This is a genomic window from Youngimonas ophiurae (nom. illeg.) (genome assembly GCF_049803795.1).
Lineage (GTDB): Bacteria > Pseudomonadota > Alphaproteobacteria > Rhodobacterales > Rhodobacteraceae > Thalassobius.
Genome location: NZ_JBNAGJ010000007.1, coordinates 44,242 through 61,531, shown reverse-complemented (window position 1 = coordinate 61,531; position 17,290 = coordinate 44,242). Strand labels below are relative to the sequence as shown.

The 17,290-nt window shown below is 62.5% G+C and carries 17 protein-coding genes and 1 tRNA gene; 9 read left to right on the top strand and 9 right to left on the bottom strand.

Annotation, left to right across the window (positions count from 1 at the left end):
* Nucleotides 1–172 precede the first annotated feature (172 nt).
* The 5 genes from ACP15O_RS14650 (at nt 173) to ACP15O_RS14630 (ending at nt 4,885) form a co-directional block, all read left to right on the top strand.
* The gene (locus ACP15O_RS14650) at nt 173–1,147 is read left to right on the top strand and encodes an ABC transporter ATP-binding protein (protein WP_425096864.1); all 975 of its coding nucleotides are present in this window, start codon (nt 173–175) and stop codon (nt 1,145–1,147) included.
* Between the two features lie 48 nt (nt 1,148–1,195).
* The gene (locus ACP15O_RS14645; RefSeq protein ID WP_425096863.1) at nt 1,196–2,461 is read left to right on the top strand and encodes an ABC transporter substrate-binding protein; all 1,266 of its coding nucleotides are present in this window, start codon (nt 1,196–1,198) and stop codon (nt 2,459–2,461) included.
* A 76-nt stretch (nt 2,462–2,537) separates the two neighbouring features.
* Complete coding sequence (locus ACP15O_RS14640; protein ID WP_425096862.1) at nt 2,538–3,392, top strand: ABC transporter permease; 855 nt, start codon at nt 2,538–2,540, stop codon at nt 3,390–3,392.
* 3 nt (nt 3,393–3,395) lie between these two features.
* Complete coding sequence (locus tag ACP15O_RS14635; RefSeq protein WP_425096861.1) at nt 3,396–4,232, top strand: ABC transporter permease; 837 nt, start codon at nt 3,396–3,398, stop codon at nt 4,230–4,232.
* A gap of 5 nt (nt 4,233–4,237) precedes the next feature.
* Nucleotides 4,238–4,885, top strand: a complete 648-nt coding sequence (locus tag ACP15O_RS14630) for an aspartate/glutamate racemase family protein (RefSeq protein WP_425096860.1) — start codon at nt 4,238–4,240, stop codon at nt 4,883–4,885.
* A 55-nt stretch (nt 4,886–4,940) separates the two neighbouring features.
* Here ACP15O_RS14630 and ACP15O_RS14625 read toward each other — a convergent pair whose 3' ends face one another.
* The 4 genes from ACP15O_RS14625 to ACP15O_RS14610 all read right to left on the bottom strand — a co-directional run bounded on the left by ACP15O_RS14625 (nt 4,941) and on the right by ACP15O_RS14610 (nt 10,251).
* A complete protein-coding gene (locus ACP15O_RS14625; protein ID WP_425096859.1) occupies nt 4,941–6,824 on the bottom strand; it encodes an acyl-CoA synthetase in 1,884 nt (627 codons plus the stop codon).
* A 175-nt stretch (nt 6,825–6,999) separates the two neighbouring features.
* Nucleotides 7,000–7,410: a peptidoglycan-binding protein LysM gene (lysM, locus tag ACP15O_RS14620; RefSeq protein WP_425096858.1), complete on the bottom strand. Its 411-nt coding sequence runs from the start codon at nt 7,408–7,410 to the stop codon at nt 7,000–7,002.
* 205 nt (nt 7,411–7,615) lie between these two features.
* On the bottom strand, nt 7,616–9,400 hold the full coding sequence (locus ACP15O_RS14615) for an ABC transporter transmembrane domain-containing protein (protein ID WP_425096857.1): 1,785 nt from the start codon (nt 9,398–9,400) through the stop codon (nt 7,616–7,618).
* Nucleotides 9,401–9,489: 89 nt separating this feature from the next.
* Nucleotides 9,490–10,251, bottom strand: a complete 762-nt coding sequence (locus tag ACP15O_RS14610; RefSeq protein ID WP_425096856.1) for an ion channel — start codon at nt 10,249–10,251, stop codon at nt 9,490–9,492.
* Nucleotides 10,252–10,415: 164 nt separating this feature from the next.
* On the opposite strand from ACP15O_RS14610, the gene ACP15O_RS14605 reads away from it, so the two are divergent.
* Together ACP15O_RS14605 and ACP15O_RS14600 are read left to right on the top strand one after the other, a co-directional pair.
* The gene (locus ACP15O_RS14605; protein WP_425096855.1) at nt 10,416–10,874 is read left to right on the top strand and encodes an Lrp/AsnC family transcriptional regulator; all 459 of its coding nucleotides are present in this window, start codon (nt 10,416–10,418) and stop codon (nt 10,872–10,874) included.
* The gene (locus ACP15O_RS14600) at nt 10,871–11,515 is read left to right on the top strand and encodes a LysE family translocator (protein ID WP_425096854.1); all 645 of its coding nucleotides are present in this window, start codon (nt 10,871–10,873) and stop codon (nt 11,513–11,515) included. Before ACP15O_RS14605 ends, ACP15O_RS14600 begins: the two co-directional genes overlap by 4 nt.
* A 42-nt stretch (nt 11,516–11,557) precedes the next feature.
* On the opposite strand, the gene ACP15O_RS14595 is transcribed toward ACP15O_RS14600, so the two are convergent.
* A tRNA-Gly gene (locus ACP15O_RS14595) sits at nt 11,558–11,631 on the bottom strand.
* Nucleotides 11,632–11,695: 64 nt separating this feature from the next.
* Nucleotides 11,696–12,460 (bottom strand): enoyl-ACP reductase FabI, encoded by a 765-nt coding sequence (gene fabI / locus ACP15O_RS14590; protein ID WP_425096853.1) that lies wholly within the window; start codon nt 12,458–12,460, stop codon nt 11,696–11,698.
* 148 nt (nt 12,461–12,608) lie between these two features.
* Between fabI and ACP15O_RS14585 the strand changes: the two genes are divergently transcribed.
* Nucleotides 12,609–12,872 carry a hypothetical protein gene (locus tag ACP15O_RS14585; protein ID WP_425096852.1) on the top strand — a complete coding sequence of 88 codons (264 nt, stop codon included), beginning with the start codon at nt 12,609–12,611 and terminating at the stop codon, nt 12,870–12,872.
* 66 nt (nt 12,873–12,938) lie between these two features.
* Entirely contained in the window at nt 12,939–15,260 is a 2,322-nt protein-coding gene (locus ACP15O_RS14580; RefSeq protein ID WP_425096851.1) for a Tex family protein, read from the top strand.
* Nucleotides 15,261–15,348: 88 nt separating this feature from the next.
* On the opposite strand, the gene ACP15O_RS14575 is transcribed toward ACP15O_RS14580, so the two are convergent.
* Genes ACP15O_RS14575 through ACP15O_RS14565 form a run of 3 tightly spaced genes read right to left on the bottom strand, consistent with a single transcriptional unit; the run spans nt 15,349 to nt 17,279 of the window.
* Nucleotides 15,349–15,891: a biotin transporter BioY gene (locus tag ACP15O_RS14575; protein WP_425096850.1), complete on the bottom strand. Its 543-nt coding sequence runs from the start codon at nt 15,889–15,891 to the stop codon at nt 15,349–15,351.
* 55 nt (nt 15,892–15,946) lie between these two features.
* Nucleotides 15,947–16,546 (bottom strand): CbiQ family ECF transporter T component, encoded by a 600-nt coding sequence (locus tag ACP15O_RS14570; protein WP_425096849.1) that lies wholly within the window; start codon nt 16,544–16,546, stop codon nt 15,947–15,949.
* The gene (locus tag ACP15O_RS14565; protein ID WP_425096848.1) at nt 16,527–17,279 is read right to left on the bottom strand and encodes an energy-coupling factor ABC transporter ATP-binding protein; all 753 of its coding nucleotides are present in this window, start codon (nt 17,277–17,279) and stop codon (nt 16,527–16,529) included. Before ACP15O_RS14565 ends, ACP15O_RS14570 begins: the two co-directional genes overlap by 20 nt.
* Nucleotides 17,280–17,290: the final 11 nt, after the last annotated feature.

Sequence of the window (17,290 nt, the reverse complement as noted above, 5' to 3'; positions counted from 1 at the left end):
CGGCGACATTATTGTATACAATATTGGATTACTATTTGTGCGCACTTGATCGGCAAGCGCTGAAATCTCGGGCATCGCGTGTTTGCGCATGGCAAAACCCCTGTCAGAGCTTTGCCCCGCCCCCACAGCCCCCGCAGCATGACCCCAACGAAACGCCGACAAGGGGTGAGCGATGCGCTCGGGACAGGATCTGGAACTGGTTCATTTGACGAAACGCTATGGGGACACGCTGGCCGTGCGTGACGTCAGCCATGTGTTTCACAAGGGCAGCTATGTGTGCCTGCTGGGCCCCTCGGGCTGCGGAAAATCCACAACGCTGCGGATGATTGCCGGGCACGAGGCGGTCTCGGACGGGGCGATCCTGCTGGACGGTCAGGATATTTCCGCCCTGCCCCCCGCCCAGCGTGGCACCGCGATGATGTTTCAGAATTACGCGCTGTTCCCGCATCTGAACGTCCGCGACAACGTGGCCTTTTCCCTGCGCATGAAGGGCGTGGACAAACCCACCCGGCACAAGGCCGCCGATGAGATGCTGGCGCTGGTGGACATGACCCAATTTGCCGATCGCCTGCCCGATCAGCTGTCCGGCGGGCAGCAGCAACGCGTGGCGCTGGCCCGCGCGCTGGTGACCAAACCCAAGGTGCTGCTGCTGGACGAGCCCCTTTCGGCGCTGGATCCGTTCCTGCGCATCCGGATGCGGGCCGAGCTGAAACGCCTGCAACGCGAGCTGGGCATCACCTTTATTCACGTCACCCACGGCCAGGACGAGGCCCTGGCACTGGCCGATGAAATCGTCGTGATGAATAACGCCGTGATCGAACAGGCCGGGCCGGCGCGCGATGTCTGGACCGCGCCGCGCACCGAATTCGTGGCGCGTTTCATGGGCGGGCATAACGTGATCTCGCTGGATGGGCAAAAGGTGGCCCTGCGCGCCGATGACGTGCGGTTGGGCCAGACCGGCCTGCCCGCCACCGTGACGGCGGTGGAATATCAGGGGGCGCATGTGGCCCTGACCTCAACCACCCAATCGGGCGAAGAGGTTCTGGCGCTGGTCCCCGAAACCACCTTTTTCGCAACACCAAAAAATCCGGGCGACGCGATTGCGCTGACCTGGGACGAGGGGCGGCTGCACCGCCTCCTGGCCTGAGAGCCACCCCACCGATCCAACACAGACCAACATGAAAAGAGGATGAAGATGGCCAAAGTAGGATACACGCGCCGCTCACTGCTGAAATCCGGGGGCGCCGCGCTGGCTGCCACCGCGCTGCCCGCGCCGATGCTGTGGGCGCAAAACATCAAGGACGTCACCCTGCGCCAGTTCGGCACCGGGGTTTCGAACCTGAACGAGGTCGCTCAGAAGGTCAAAGAGGACCTGGGCTTTACCCTGGAAATGACCGCCCTGGATTCGGACAGCGTGACACAGCGCGCCGCCACCCAGCCTGGCAGCTTTGACATTGCCGACATCGAATACTGGATCTGCAAAAAAGTCTGGCCCACCGGCAACTTGCAGGCGATGGATACCAGCAAGATCAAGAATTACGACAAGATCGTCGGCATTTTCAAATCGGGCAAGCTGACCCCCGAATCCACCATCGCCCAGGGCACCGCGCCCCATAGCGTCGGCTTTGTCGAAGGCCCCGGCTCGAACAAGTTCGCGTCCGAGGAAACCGGCTGGATGACCCTGATCCCCACCATCTATAACGCCGACACGCTGGGCATCCGCCCTGATCTGATCGGCCGCCCGATCGACACCTGGGCCGAGCTGCTGAACCCCGAATTCAAGGGCAAGGCCTCGATTCTGGACATCAGCTCGATCGGGATCATGGACATGGCCATGGTCTGCGAGGCAATGGGCGAAATCCAATATGCCGACAAGGGCAACATGACCCGCGAGGAAATCGACAAGACCATCGGCATCTTCACCGAAGCCAAGAAAAACGGCCAGTTCCGCGCCTTCTGGAAAACCTTCGACGAAAGCGTGAACCTGATGGCCTCGGGCGAGGTGGTGATCCAATCCATGTGGTCACCCGCCATCACCGCCGTCAAATCGCGCGGCATCCCCTGCGTCTATCAGCCTCTGAAAGAGGGCTACCGCAGCTGGGGCGGCGGCATCGGCCTGTCGGCCAACCTGTCCGGCCTGGAGCTGGAGGCCGCCTATGAATACATCAACTGGTATCTGGACGGCTGGGTCGGCGGGTTCCTGATGCGTCAGGGCTATTACTCGGCCGTGCCCGAGACCTCGAAGAACTACATGTCCGAAAACGAATGGGGTTTCTGGTTCGAGGGCAAAGAGGCCACCGGCGACATCACCAGCCCCTTCGGGGACGTGCTGGCCAAATCCGGCGAGACCCGCGATGGCGGCTCGTTCTATGACCGGATGGGCGCCGTGGCCTGCTGGAACGCCGTCATGGACGAAAACCAGTACATGGTCCGCAAGTGGAACGAATTCATCGCATCGTGATGCGGTGACACCTTGGGATGAGGGGGCGCGGCCCTCTCATCCTCCCCTTTCCTGACGCTGCGCGCAAAGGCCCCCTATGCTGAAAAACCGTCACCTCTCGGGCTGGCTGCAAGCCGCCCCGCTTAGCCTGATCCTGCTGGGGTTTTTGATCCTGCCGATCCTGACGATTGTCGTGGTCAGCTTCTGGCGGGCGACGGAATTTTCCATCATTCCCGATTTCTCATTCGAGAATTACCAGTATCTCTTTGGCTCGCCCGTCACCTACAAAGTCTTCTTCGCCACGTTCAAATACGCGCTGATCACCTGGGCCGCGACCTTTCTGATCGGGTTTACCGTCGCCTATTACCTGGCCTTTCACATCCGCAGCCAGGGCGTGCAGATCGCGCTGTTTCTGCTGTGCACGATCCCGTTCTGGACGTCGAATATCATTCGGATGATTTCCTGGATTCCGTTTCTGGGGCGCAACGGGATTGCCAACCAGACGCTGATATCCTGGGGCGTGGTGGATCAGCCGGTCGAGTGGCTGCTCTATTCGGATTTTTCAGTCATTCTGGCCTTTGTCCACCTGTACACGCTGTTCATGGTGGTGCCGATTTTCAACACGATGATGCGGATTGACCATTCCCTGATCGAGGCCGCCCGCGACAATGGCGCCAGCGGCTGGCAAACGCTGACCCATGTGATCCTGCCGCTGACCAAACCGGGGATCATGATCGGCACCATTTTCGTGCTGACGCTGGTGATGGGGGATTTCATCACCGTGCGTTTCATGTCCGGCAGTCAGAAGGCCAACGTCGGCCGGCTGATTTCCAACGATATTTCCCTGCTGCAATATCCCTCGGCCGCGGCGACATCCGTTGTGCTGCTGCTGACCGTGCTGATCGTGATCGGCATCCTGCTGCGCTTTGTCGACATCCGTAAGGAGCTGTGATCCATGGAAAAGCGTCCTCGTTCCTTCTATGTGCTGACCGCGTTTTTCGCGCTGTTCATTCTGTTTCTGTACGGCCCGACGATCACCATCGGCATCCTCAGCTTCCAGGGGCCGGGCGGAGGCCTGACCTTTCCCATGCGCGGGGTGTCGCTGCACTGGTTCTTTGATCTGTTCGAGGAACAGGCCGTGGGGGACATCTGGGGCTCGTTCCGCAGATCCTTTGCGCTGGGGCTGATGGTGATGGTGACCACGGTCGTGGTGTCGGTGATGGGCGGGCTGGCCTTTCGCAAACGCTTTGCGGGGTCGGGCGTGGTGTTTTACCTGATCATCGCCTCATTGGTGATCCCGTCGATCCTGGTGTCACTGGGGGTGGGGCTGATCTTTAGCCAGCTGGGCTGGCCGGTGCATTGGGCCAGTTCCGGATTCGGCGCGCAGCTGACCTGGACGCTGCCCTTTGGCCTGCTGATCATGTTCGCCGTCTTCAACCGTTTCGACAAATCCTACGAAGAGGCCGCCCGCGACCAGGGCGCCACCGCCTGGCAGACGATCCGTTTCGTGGTGCTGCCGATCATCGCGCCTTCTTTGATCGGGGTGGCGCTGTTCGGCTTTACCCTGTCCTATGACGAGTTCGCCCGCACCCTGCTGACCGCTGGCAGCTATAACACCCTGCCGCTTGAAATTTTCGGAATGACAACCAACGTCACCACCCCGGTGATCTATGCGCTGGGGACGCTGACCACGCTGTTTTCCTTTGTCATCATCGGCGGGTTTATCCTCAGCCTGTGGATCACGGGGCGGCGGCGCGCGCGGCTGGGCTCGGATGCGGGCAAAGGGGTCTAAGCCCGGTGAAACTGCTTTTTCTGAATCCAAATTCCTCGGCGCATATGACCGATAGCGCGGTGGCCTCGGCCCGGCAGGTGCTGCCGCAGGCGCAGATCCTGGGCTGGACGAATAGCGACGGCCCGCCCGCCATTCAGGGGCCGCAGGATGGGGATGACGCGCTGCCGGGGGTGCTGTCTTTGTTGCCGCGCGCACGGGACGAGGCCGTGGATGCGATCGTCATCGCCTGTTTTGACGACACCGGGCTGGCGCAGGCCCGCGCCGCCGCGCATTGTCCAGTGATCGGCATTGGCCAGGCGGCCTTTCACATGGCGCTGCTGCGCGGCCAGAGCTTTGGCGTTGTCACCACCCTGTCCGTTTCCGTGCCGGTGATCGAAGGGAATATTCGCCGCTACGGCTTTGCCGATCATTGCGCGGGCGTGCGGCCCAGCGGGCTGCCCGTGCTAGAGGTCGAGGATGGCGGGCCCCACGTCCTATCCGTTCTGAGCGACGAAATTAACGCCGCGCAGACGCAGGGGGCGCAATCGGTTGTGCTGGGCTGTTCGGGGATGACCGCCCTGCTGCCGCCTTTGCAAGAGCGCGCCGGCCTTCCTGTAATCGACGGGGTGCGCGCGGCGGCGGCACTGGCGCAGGCCATGGTCCTGACCCGTTAAAACCCAAAGGCCACCCGCTATGGGGGTGGCCCTGATTTCTGTCATTTCCGGCGGATCACTCTGCCCATTCCCAAGGCCGGGTGAACGCGCCCAGCACGTGCCCGACCTCATCGTCATGCACAACGCCGGTCCGTTCGACCTGCGCCACCAGGCCGCGTTTCTTATCGTCGATCACCGCGATGACCTGGGCGTTCAGCTTGGCCTCGTCCAGCGCCTGATTGTAGACACGGGTGATGGCGCGCTTGCGCAGATCGGGCTTGAACACCTTGCCGACGGCGGTTTTGGGCAGCTCGTCCAGCACCTCGATGAATTTGGGCTGAGCGGCGCGTTCGTGGACATGGATCTTGGCGTGTTTGATCAGCTCTTCTGCGCTGACCGAGGCCCCCTCGATCAGTTCGACATAGGCGCAGGGAATTTCGCCCGCGTGCACATCCGGCTGGCCGATCGCCCCGGCAAAGGCAACATCATGATGCGCCAGCAGGGCCTCTTCGATTTCAGCCGGGTCAATGTTATGCCCGCCGCGAATGATCAGATCCTTGGCCCGGCCGGTGATCCAGATATAGCTGTCCGCGTCGATCCGGCCCAGATCGCCGGTCCGCAGGTATTTGCCGTAATGGTACAGGTCTTTGTTCTTATCGTCCTCGGTATAGGTGTTGGGCGCGTTGACGCCGGGGTTCGAGACGCAGATCTCGCCCACCTCATCGGGGGCGCATTCCACCGGCGCACCGTCCACCTCTTTGAAGATACGCACATCGCAATAAGGGAACCGGATCCCGACCGAGCCGACCTTCTTCTGCCCATCCACAGGGTTCACCGACACCAGACAGGTGGCCTCGGTCAGCCCGTAGCCCTCGACGATGGTCACGTCCGAGGCAGCTTCGAACCGATTGAACAGTTCCAGCGGCAGCGGGGCCGAGCCCGAAAACGAGGTCTTCACACTGGAAATATCCGCATCCACCGGCCGCTGCATCAGCGCCGAAATCGCCGTGGGCACGGTGATGATGAACGAGATTTTCCAGCGCTCGACCAGTTTCCAGAAATTATCGAACACCCCGTCGCCGCGATACCCCGCAGGCGTCGGGAACACCACATGAGAACCGGCATAAATCGCCGACATCATGATCACATGGCAGGCAAAGACATGGAACATGGGCAGCGGGCAGATGATATTGTCCTCAGGGGTGTACAGCAGCGTGCCACCCAGCCAGCCATTATAGACAATGCCCGAATAGCGATGCTGCGCCACCTTGGGCATCCCCGTCGTCCCGCCCGTGTGGAAATAGGCGGCCACGCGATCCTCGCTGGCATCGGCAAAGGACAGCGCGCGCGGGTATTTGCGCATCGTTTTGTTGAAATCCAGCACATCCGCGTGGTGATTGCCCGGATTTTTCGGACGCACCAGGGGCACGATCCAGCTTTTGGGCGGAGTCAGATAGCGGTTCAGATCCACCTCCAGAACCGTGTGCACGCCCGGCGCGTGGCGCACGGCCTCGGCGGTTTTCTGGGCAACATCCGTCTTCGGAAACGCCTTGAGCGTGACCACGACCTTGGCCTTGGTCTCACGCAGGATGGCGCCGATCTGCTCGGGCTCCAGCAGCGGGTTGATCGGGTTGATGATCCCGGCAATCGCTCCGCCCAGAATGGTCAGGATGGTTTCATTGCAGTTGGGCAATACACAGGCCACCACGTCGCCCTCGCCCACCCCCAGATCGCGGAACATGTTGGCCGCCTGACAGGTGCGCGCGTGCAATTCGGCCCAGGTCAGCGTCTCGGCCTTATCGGTCGGCCCCGACAGCAGCTGGAAACTGACGGCATTGCCCGCACCGTTCTTGTCCTTGGTGCGCGTCAGCATCTGATACAAGGTCCTGGGCACATCGCGCTCGGCCCAGGTTGCCTCGCTCTCGATCGCAATCGTGTCCTGAATGGATGCAAATCCCATCGGTATCCTCCCGTTTTGCGGCCCGTTTCACATGGGCCAGCTGTGTTCCTCGCGCGCAATGTGAAAGGGTTTCCCCTTTCATACAAGACGCCCCCAAGGTCAATTGCGCAACGTCAAAACACAAAAAAAGGCGCAAAACTGCGCCTTTTTCCGGGTCATTCTGGGTGACCTTTGGTTAAGCCTCGACAGGGATACGCAGCACCTGACCGGGATAGATCTTGTCGGGATGGCTCAGCATGGGTTTGTTTGCCTCAAAGATTTCCATGTAGCGGTTGGCACTGCCCAGAGTCTTCTTGGCAACCGCCGACAGCGTGTCCCCTTTTTCCACAGTGTGGAAAAAGGCTTCCGCCTCGGCGTCGTCTTCGACCTCTGCCACACCTTCGACATTGCCAACCGCCAGGATGACCTTTTCACGCATTTCCGGGGTCAACGCCGCGCCAGAGATCTTTACCTTGTCTCCTTCCACAGCGAAGTCCAGCCCCTCGGCATCAAGCCCCAGGTCTTCGACCTCTTTTTTCAACACCGCCGGTGTCGGCTCTTCCGCCAGTTTCTTGCCCGAGCTTTTCCAGAAATTGAACAGTCCCATGTCATATCCCCGTGAGTGGTGGCCAACCGTGAGTGGCGGCCTCAATAGCCGCAACCTGCCCCGACAGCCGCCATTTCAAAAGGGGAAAAACTGGCACGTCACGTCACAATCACCCCAATAAGACATGTCACCCCTCCCCCCGCCCGAGGAGAAGGCCAACAGGCCGCCGACGAGACATCAAGCGCGCCGCAGGCGCCCCTTCAGGTCACATCCCGTCGGTGAATTGCAGCCTGGCCAGCCGCGCATACAGCCCGTCTTGCGCCACCAGCTCTTCATGCCGGCCCTGAGCCACGATCCGGCCCTCCTCCAGCACGACAATCCGATCCGCCTTCTTCACCGTGGCCAGACGGTGCGCCACGATGATCGTCGTGCGGGTTTTCGACAGCTCGTCCACGGCTGCCTGCACCGCGCGCTCGCTTTCGGCGTCCAGGGCGCTGGTGGCCTCGTCCAGCAACAGAACCGGCGCATCCCGCAGGATGGCCCGCGCAATCGCGATCCGTTGTTTCTGCCCGCCCGACAGCATCACGCCACGCTCGCCCACCTGACTGTCATAGCCCTCGGGCAGCTTCAGGATAAAGTCATGCGCAGCGGCGGCTTTGGCCGCGGCCTCCACCTCGGCATCCGAGGCACCGGGCCGTCCAAAGCGGATATTTTCCCGCGCCGAAGAGGCAAAGATCACCGGATCCTGCGGCACCAGCGCCATATGCTGCCGGAATGCGCTGCGCGCCATGTCGCTCAGCGCGGTGCCATCCAGCAAAATCCGCCCCGCCTGAGGATCGTAGAACCGCAGCAACGTCTGAATGATCGTCGTTTTCCCGGCCCCAGAGGGCCCCACCAGCGCCACGGTTTCCCCCGGCTGGATTTCCAGATCAATCTGATCCAGCGCCGACACATCCGGACGCGAAGGATAGCGGAAACTGACATTCTCAAAGCGGATCGCCCCACGGGTCGGCGCGGGCACGGGCAGAGGCTGCGCCGGATCGGCCACACTGTCCGTGGCCCGCAGCAGTTCAACCAGACGCTCTGTCGCGCCTGCCGCGCGTTGCAGCTCGCCCCAGATTTCCGACAGGGCCCCAACCGAGCCCGCCACCATGACCGAATAAATCACGAATTGCACCAGCGCACCGGCGCTCATCAGCCCGCCGCGCACGTCATTGGCACCGATCCACAGCACCCCCACAACGCCGGAAAACACCAGGAAAATCACGATCACCGTCATCACCGCCCGCGTGGTGACCCGGCGGCGGGCCGAGTCATAGCTTTTCTCGGTCACATCGGCGAAATCGCGGATCGCCGCGCGTTCATTGGTAAAGGCCTGTACCGTCTGGATCGAGGTCAGCGCCTCGGTGGCATTGCCCGAGGACGCGGCGATCCAGTCCTGATTTTCGCGGCTCAGCACCCGCAGGCGGCGGCCCAGCACCAGGATCGGCACGATGACCAGCGGCACGATCAGCAGCACCAGCCCGGTCAGCTTGGCCGAGGTAAACAGCATCAGCACCAGCCCGCCCAGGAAGATCAGCACATTGCGCAGCGCCACCGAAATAGACGAGCCAATGACCGACAGGATCAGCGTCGTGTCGGTGGTGATCCGGCTGATCACCTCGCCGGTCATGATATTTTCGAAATAGGCGGGCGACATGCCGATGATACGGTCGAAAACGGCCTTGCGGATGTCGGCCACAACCCGTTCGCCCAGCCGCGTGACCAGCGCGTACCGCAGCCCGGTGCCGATCGCCAGCAACCCGGCCAAAGCCAGCGCGGCGGCAAAATAACGGTCCAGCAGCGCCCCCGCCTCGGATCCGAAATTGTCCACCACCCGGCGCACGGCCAGCGGCAGCGCCAGCGACACGCTGGCCGTCAGCGTCAGGGCCAGACCGGCCAGCGCCACCATCAACTTATAGGGGCTCAGAAAGGGCCAGAGATCCCGCAACGCGCCGACGCGCTTGGATTTCTCTCGGTCTTCGGTAACGGGTACGGGTCCGCGCGCCATAGGGTTCCTTTCCATGTCCTGCGCGGCGGGTTTATGCGATGGCGCCAAACCGAGCAAGCCGCAGCTATGTCGCGGCTGTATTTATTGGCTCAGACGTGGCCTTCGGTCTCGATCCGGACAGGGGCGCCACAGTGTTTGCAATGCACCGCATCGGCGTCATGCAGCACCAGGCCGCAGGTCTCGCACGGGTGGTTCACCTTGGTCGGGCGGAACAGCACCTGCGCCAGGCGCAGAAACAAAGTGACCCCGAAGATCATCACCGCCACGGACAGCATCCGCCCCGCCGTGCCGGTCAGGGTGATGTCTCCGAATCCGGTGGTGGTCAGCGTGGTGACGGTGAAATACAGCGCATCCGCATAATTGTTGATCTGCGGGTTGATGTCATGTTGCAGCGCATAGATCAGCCCGGTCATCACGAACAGGAACACACACAGGTTGATCGCGGCAGTCGCCACCTCATGATGTCGGCGCATGAAACCGAAATCCTGCTTTAGCCGGTTCATCAGCTGATAAGTATGCAACAGCCTGAGCGTCCGCAGAATCCGTAAAAACCCCAGCCCCTCGCCCACAATCGGCGCCAGAAACGAGCCCACAGCCACAATATCCGCCCAGGTCGAGAGCCGCGTGAAATGGCGCAGGCGCTGCGGTGTAATCGCGATCCGAGCGATGAAATCCAGCAAGATCACCACGCCAAAGACGAAATCCAGCACCTCGACCGCCAGCGCATGCGGAAAGAACGATGTCCCGATCACGAATAGAATCGTCACCACATCGAAAATCAGCAGCGCATACCGGAACCGATGCGCGCTCTCGCTATTCCCCTCATAGAGCCGTTTGATCCGCCGCAGCATGATATATCCCCGGTTACTGGCCCAGCCGTAGCAAATGGCAAACGGATGGAAAAGGCGGCGAAATCACGCCCGCATCGCACACCGGCAGGCGAATCTCTTGATTTCTTATAATTTTACCGCCAAATAAACCGAGCAATTATCAAAAATCAGGCAGAAGGGCAGTCATGGACAGTATTGACCGGAAAATTTGCGAAATCCTTCAAGTGCAGGGCCGTGCCTCGAATGCCGAGATCGCCCAGTCCGTGGGCTTGTCCCTGTCAGCCGCCAGCGAACGGGTCCGCCGCCTGTCGGCCAGCGGCGCGATTACCGGGTGGCAGGCGCGCCTGTCGCCGCAGGCTTTTGGCGTCGGGCTGTGCGCCTTCGTCCTTCTGGATCTAAGCTATGAGGGCGAGGCCCAGGCCGTCACCGCACTGAGTGCCCATCCCGAGGTTCAGGAACTGCACCACATCAGCGGGCCGCATTCCTATCTGATGAAACTGCGCGTGGCCGACACGCGGGCCTTGCAGGCGTTTCTGTCCGAGGTGGTGAAACCTCTGCCAGCGGTGCTGCGGACGGAATCTATCATCACGCTGGACACGGCCAAGGAAACCGCCGCCATCGCCATCCCCGCGGCCCGATCATGATCGAGGTTTTCGCCAAAGGTATCGCAGCCGGGCTGGCGATTGCCGCCCCTGTCGGCCCGATCGGGCTGCTGTGTATCCGCCGCAGCATGAACCAGGGCCGCGCCGCCGGGCTGGCCACGGGCATGGGGGCCGCCACCGCAGATGGGACGTATGGGATGCTGGTGGCCTTGGGCTTTGCCGCGACGGGCGTTCTGCTGTCCTATGCGCCGCAGATGCAGGTGTTTGGCGGGCTGCTGATCACCTATCTGGGGCTGCGCACACTGCGAGGGTTCCTGACAAAGCGCCACACGCCCGAGCCCCCCATCGCCCGGCCCCGATCCGTGGCCAGCGCCTTTGGCACCACCTATCTGCTTACCCTGTCGAATCCCGCGACGATTCTGGCCTTTGCCGGTATGGTCGCCGGGCTGGGAGGCGCCGCCGCCAGCGGGCCAAACGCGCCCTATGTGCTGGTGATCGGCGTGTTTCTGGGCTCGGCCCTGTGGTGGCTGTTTCTGGTGCAGCTGTCGCTGTGGGCCCGCACGCGGATGACCGCACGCAGCCTGCGCTGGCTGGATGTGCTGGCCGGCAGCGCCCTGGTGATCTGGGGGATCGCTCTGGCCTTTGGGCCGCTACAAGACGGATCGTTCTGGGGCAGCACCTGAACCGCGCCAGACCGGAATATCGGGAATATCGGGGGGGGGGATTGGAGCGGGCGGCGGGAATCGAACCCGCGTCATTAGCTTGGAAGGCTAAGGTCTTACCACTACACAACGCCCGCGTAGCAGGTCACGGGATAGGCGATGCCCGATCCAAGGTCAAGGCCGGTTTCGCACAGAATCTGCCTAGCCGACGATGTGATAGCCGCCGTCGATATAATGCACTCCGCCGGTGACATTCCGGGCCTCATCGCTGGCCAGATAGGCGGCGAATCCGCCGACATCCTCGATTGAGGCCAGATGATGCGTGGGCGCGCGCGCAGCGGCCTGGGCCATCAGAGCGTCGAAATGATCAATCCCACTGGCCGCCCGCGTCATCAACGGCCCCGGAGACAGCGCGTGCACGCGAATGCCTTTTTCGCCCAGCTCGGCCGCCATGTATTGCGTCACCGATTCCAGCGCAGCCTTGACCGGGCCCATGATGTTGTAATGCTCCACCACCTTTTCCGCGCCATAATAGCTGACGGTCATCACGCAGCCGCCGGCGGCCATCAGGGGCTCGGATTTGCGGATCAGATGCAGGAAACTGCCCACCGAGACATCCATCGCCTGCAAAAACCCCGCGCGCGAACAGTCGGTGACACGCCCGTGCAGATCCTCTTTGGGACAAAAGGCCAGCGCATGGACCACCGTGTCCAGCCGCCCCCAGCTTTGCGCAATCTGATCGAACAGCGCGTCGATCTGCGCGCCGTCCGTCACATCCAGAGGGGCGAAGACCTGTGCCTCCAGTTCTGTGGCCAGGGGCGCGACAAAGGGTTTGGCCTTTTCATTCAGATAGGTCACCGCGATATCCGCCCCCTGCGCCCGCAGAGCCCGCGCGATGCCGTAAGCGATGGAATGGCGGTTGGCGATCCCAACAACCAAGGCTTTCTTACCAACCAAAGAGAACATGCAGCCCCCGCTATATTTCGGATTTCCCCAGCATAGGCCACGGATGTGACAGCCCGGAGTCATTCCGCCGCAACGCAGCATTTTTTCGGCCGCGCGCCTGCAAAACTGGCACATTGGCGCGGGCGGGACTCTGTGTTAGGCGGGGCGCATGATGCCTGAATATACGCTCCGATATCGTAACCTGTCCGGGGACGCGCCGCTTAGCCCGCTGATCGCGCGACTGGAGGCCCCGAACGCGGAACAGGCGATTTCCCTGTTGAAAAAACACAATCCCGATCAGGAATTGCGCATCGAGCGCGTCCAGAATGACGCCCCGCCCGCCCCAAAGCGCAAAACCCGCGCGGAATGGATCGTGCTGGCGCTGATCGTGGTGATCGGCGGGATTAATCTGATTGCCCGCAACCTTCCCTGAGGGGCTTGGCGGCGGGGCGGCACGACGTTAGACAGATTGTCCCGACACCTCGAATGGGAGCAACACATGTCCATCCAAGCCGCGGCCGAGCGCCGAATTCCTGTCCTGATCGCGCAGGAAATCCAGGCCCGTCCCGAACAGGTGCAGGCCGCTGTGAAACTGCTGGATGAAGGCGCCACCGTCCCCTTTGTCGCGCGTTACCGCAAAGAGGTGACAGGCGGGCTGGATGACAGCCAGCTGCGCACCCTGGCGGACCGTCTGGGCTATCTGCGCGAGCTGAACGAACGGCGCGGGGTGATCCTGGCCTCGATCACCGAGCAGGGCAAACTGACAGAGGATCTGGAAAAAGCCATCGCCGGGGCCGAAACGAAATCGGCGCTGGAAGACATCTATCTGCCCTATAAACCCAAACGCCGCACGCGCGCCATGATCGCCCGCGAAAACGGGCTGGAACCCCTGGCCGATGCGATTCTGGCCGACCGCGCCGCCGATCCCTCGGCTCTGGCGCAGGGCTATCTGACGGACGCCGTGCCCGATACCACCGCTGCCCTGAACGGCGCGCGCGACATCATCGGCGAGCGCCTGTCCGAGAACGCCACCCTTCTGGGCCGCCTGCGCGATTTCCTGATGCAAGAGGCCATCCTGACCTCCAAGGTAATCGAGGGCCAGGAAGCCGCCGGTGCCAAATATTCCGATTATTTCGACCAGTCCGAAAAATGGGCCAGCATCCCTTCGCACCGTGCTCTGGCCATTTTCCGTGGCCGAAACGAGGGCATCCTGCAAGCCGACATCGTGGTCGATCCGGACGCCGCCCCCGGCCAGAACCGTGCGGAGCTGATGGTCGCGGCGGAACTGGGCACCGCCACCGACGCGCCCGGCGATCAATGGCTGCGCAAGCTGGCCGGGTTCGTGTGGCGCGTCAAACTGCATATTTCCCTGTCCATCGACTTGCTGACCGAACTGCGCCGCCGCGCCGAAGAGGACGCCATCAACGTCTTTGCCCGCAACCTGAAGGATCTGCTGCTGGCCGCCCCCGCCGGGGCCAAGGCCACGCTGGGCCTGGATCCGGGCATCCGCACGGGCGTGAAATGCGCCGTCGTGGACGCCACCGGCAAGGTTCTGGACACCGCCACCATCTACCCTTTCCAGCCCAAAAATGACGTCCGCGGCGCGCAGGCCACCCTGGCCGAGCTGATCGCCCGTCACCGCGTGGAACTGATCGCCATCGGCAACGGCACCGCCAGCCGCGAAACCGAAAAACTGGTGGCCGACCTTCTGTCCCTGATCCGCGCGACCAAGAAACCCACCAAGGTTGTGGTGTCCGAGGCCGGGGCCTCGGTCTATTCCGCGTCCGAACTGGCCGCGCAGGAATTCCCCGATCTGGATGTCAGCCTGCGCGGCGCAGTGTCCATCGCGCGCCGCCTTCAGGATCCGCTGGCCGAACTGGTGAAAATCGAGCCCAAATCCATCGGCGTCGGCCAATATCAGCACGACGTGGACCAGCGCCGCCTGGGCAAATCGCTGGACGGTGTGGTCGAGGATGCGGTGAACGCCGTGGGCGTCGATCTGAACACCGCCTCGGCCCCGCTTCTGGCCCGCGTGGCCGGTATCAGCGCCGGCCTGTCAGACGCCATCGTCGCGCACCGCGACATCCACGGTGCCTTTGCCGCGCGCCAGGATCTGCTCAAAGTCGCCCGCCTGGGCCCCAAGGCCTTTGAACAATGCGCCGGCTTCCTGCGCATCACCGACGGCACCGAGCCGCTGGACGCCTCCTCGGTCCACCCCGAGGCCTATGACCTGGCCCGCAAAATCGTCCAGTCCTGCGGCCGCGATCTGCGCACACTCATGGCCGATCCCACCCCGCTCAAACGGCTGGACCCGCGCGATTTCGCCAATGACCGCTTCGGCCTGCCCACCGTGCGCGACATCCTGTCAGAGCTGGAAAAACCCGGCCGAGACCCCCGCCCCGAATTCAAAACCGCCACCTTCACCGAGGGCGTGAATGAAATCACCGACCTCAAACCGGGCATGATGCTGGAAGGCACGGTCACCAATGTCGCCGCCTTCGGCGCTTTCGTCGATATCGGCGTGCATCAGGACGGCCTGGTCCATATCAGCCAGATCGCCGACCGTTTCGTCAAAGACCCGCACGAGATCGTCAAAGCCGGCGATGTGGTCAAAGTCCGCGTCACCGAGATCGACGTCCCCCGCAAACGCATCGGCCTGTCGATGAAGAAAAACCCGGATCGCCCCGCCCGCTCCGGCCAGCCCGCGCGCACAAACCGCCCGCACACCACCGCCAAACGCGGCGCCGCAAAACCTCACACCCCCAGCAAAGAAGTCGGCGGCCTCGGCGCAGCCCTGCTGGACGCAATGAAGAAAACGTAAAAAGGGCAGGAAACCCCGCCCTTCTTTGCTCAATCACTACTCCGGGGGAGCGCCGCAGGCGCGGGGGCAGCGCCCCCATCCCCGGTGCCTACACACGCGCCAGACCGGGGCGCGCCTTCAGCACCCCTTGCGTGATCAGCCCCGCCAGAACCGCCTTGATCAGATCGCCAGGCATGAACGGCGCCATAGCGACACTCAGCGCCTCCCCCAAAGGCGCAGGCTTCATCACCATGTAATAGGGGATGGCCACCAGATACAGCGCACCGATCCCCCCGATGACAGCCGCAACGATTGCCACCACGGCCGTGTTCCCGCTCTTCCATTTGTCCATCACCAGACCCGCAACAAAAGCCGCAACCGGGAAGCCGAACAGGAAACCGGCCCAGGGCGTGGTGAAGACCCCCAGACCGCCCCGGCCACCCGCCAGAAGCGGCAACCCCAGAGCAACCAGCCCCAGGAACAGGATCACGGCCAATGCGCCGCGTTTTGCCCCCAAAACAGTGCCACACAGCATAATTCCCATGCTTTGCGCCGTGATCGGGATGCCACTGGCCAGGGTGATTTTAGGGATCAGCCCAAGCGCCGCGATCAGCGCGGCAAACAGGGCGATAAGTACGATATTCCGTTCCATTTTTGGATCCTTTCAAAGAACGATTCTCGGGGGCTCGGCACAGGGCCGAGCAATTCTACTGAACGCCTCCGCGCGCTCTTAGCGCTTCGGCTGTTTGTTCCGCATCGTCTATTGCCAGCAGGGCAAAAGGCAGAACGATACGCCACCCCGGCCGCTTTACACTGCGCGCCCGCCAGGCCTCGGCAAGCGCGGCGCCCTTTTGCATCAGAACCGGCGTAAAGCGGATCACCAGAGCAACAGACAGAGCCATACGCCGGCGCACGGTGGCCGGCACGCCAACCCGCGCCAAGCCCCGCTGCACCACATCCAGCATGTCATCCAGACGGGTGGTCAACGTGACCAGATTGGCCGCCGCGACAGCAGCCAGCAGCCGTATGACAATCACGGCTCCGTCCTGCATCGTGCCAGTCACCAGGTGCCAGGCGATGATGATGAAAACGAACCAGAGCACAGGCCGCATCAGGCGCAGCCCCTGCCGTGCGAATTCAAGCCCGCAGGCCAGATAAGCGGCACAGACAATCGCCAGCGCCGCGCCCGCGATGGCCAGGCTGTGCACATAGAAGATTCCCAGGGTAAACACGCACAGCCCCAGCAGCTTGGGCCCGGCGCGCAAACCGTGATAGGGCGTCCGGATCTCAGAGGTCAGCGAGATCATCCGAGCCCCCCCATTCACGCATCTGACGTTCGTATTCGGGCAAAACCTGTCCGGGCGTGCCGTCCATGTGCACGGCGCCGCGCTCCAGCCAAAGGACGCGATCGTAATGCGCCAGCGACGGCAGATCATGGCTGATGTGTATCAGGCTCTGCCCCAGATTGTGCAGATAGTGCCCCAGCCGCAGCGTCGTGGCCATATCCAGCCCGGCGAAAGGTTCATCCAGAACGATCACCTTCGGTGCCATCACCAACACCGCCATCAGACACACCAGATGCCGCTGCCCCCCCGAGAGCCCGTGCACCGAACGCTCATACCATTCCGCGCGCCCGAACCGCGCCAGCATCTCTTGCGCGCGGCGCTGCGCCTGATCCTTGCTTTGCCCGGCCGCCGTCAGGCCAAAGGTCAGCTCTTCGCCCACGGTGGGGAAAATGATCTGGTGGTCGGGGTTCTGAAACAGGATGCCCACGGTCTGAATCGCGGCCTTGCGATCCTTGGCCACGTCCACGCCATCCACGCGCACCTGGCCTGCATCTGCCTCGGCCAGCCCGGCGATCAGGCGGGCCAGCTGCGATTTGCCAGACCCGTTGCGCCCGATGATTCCCACGCGGCGCTGATCGACGTGCAAATCCAGGCCGCGAAAAACCTGAACGGTTTCACGCGCATAGTGGACTCCGTCCAGCTGAACCGACACCGCATCGGTGCCCTGTAAGTTCAAATAAGAATGCTGCTGCACCCGCGAAGGCT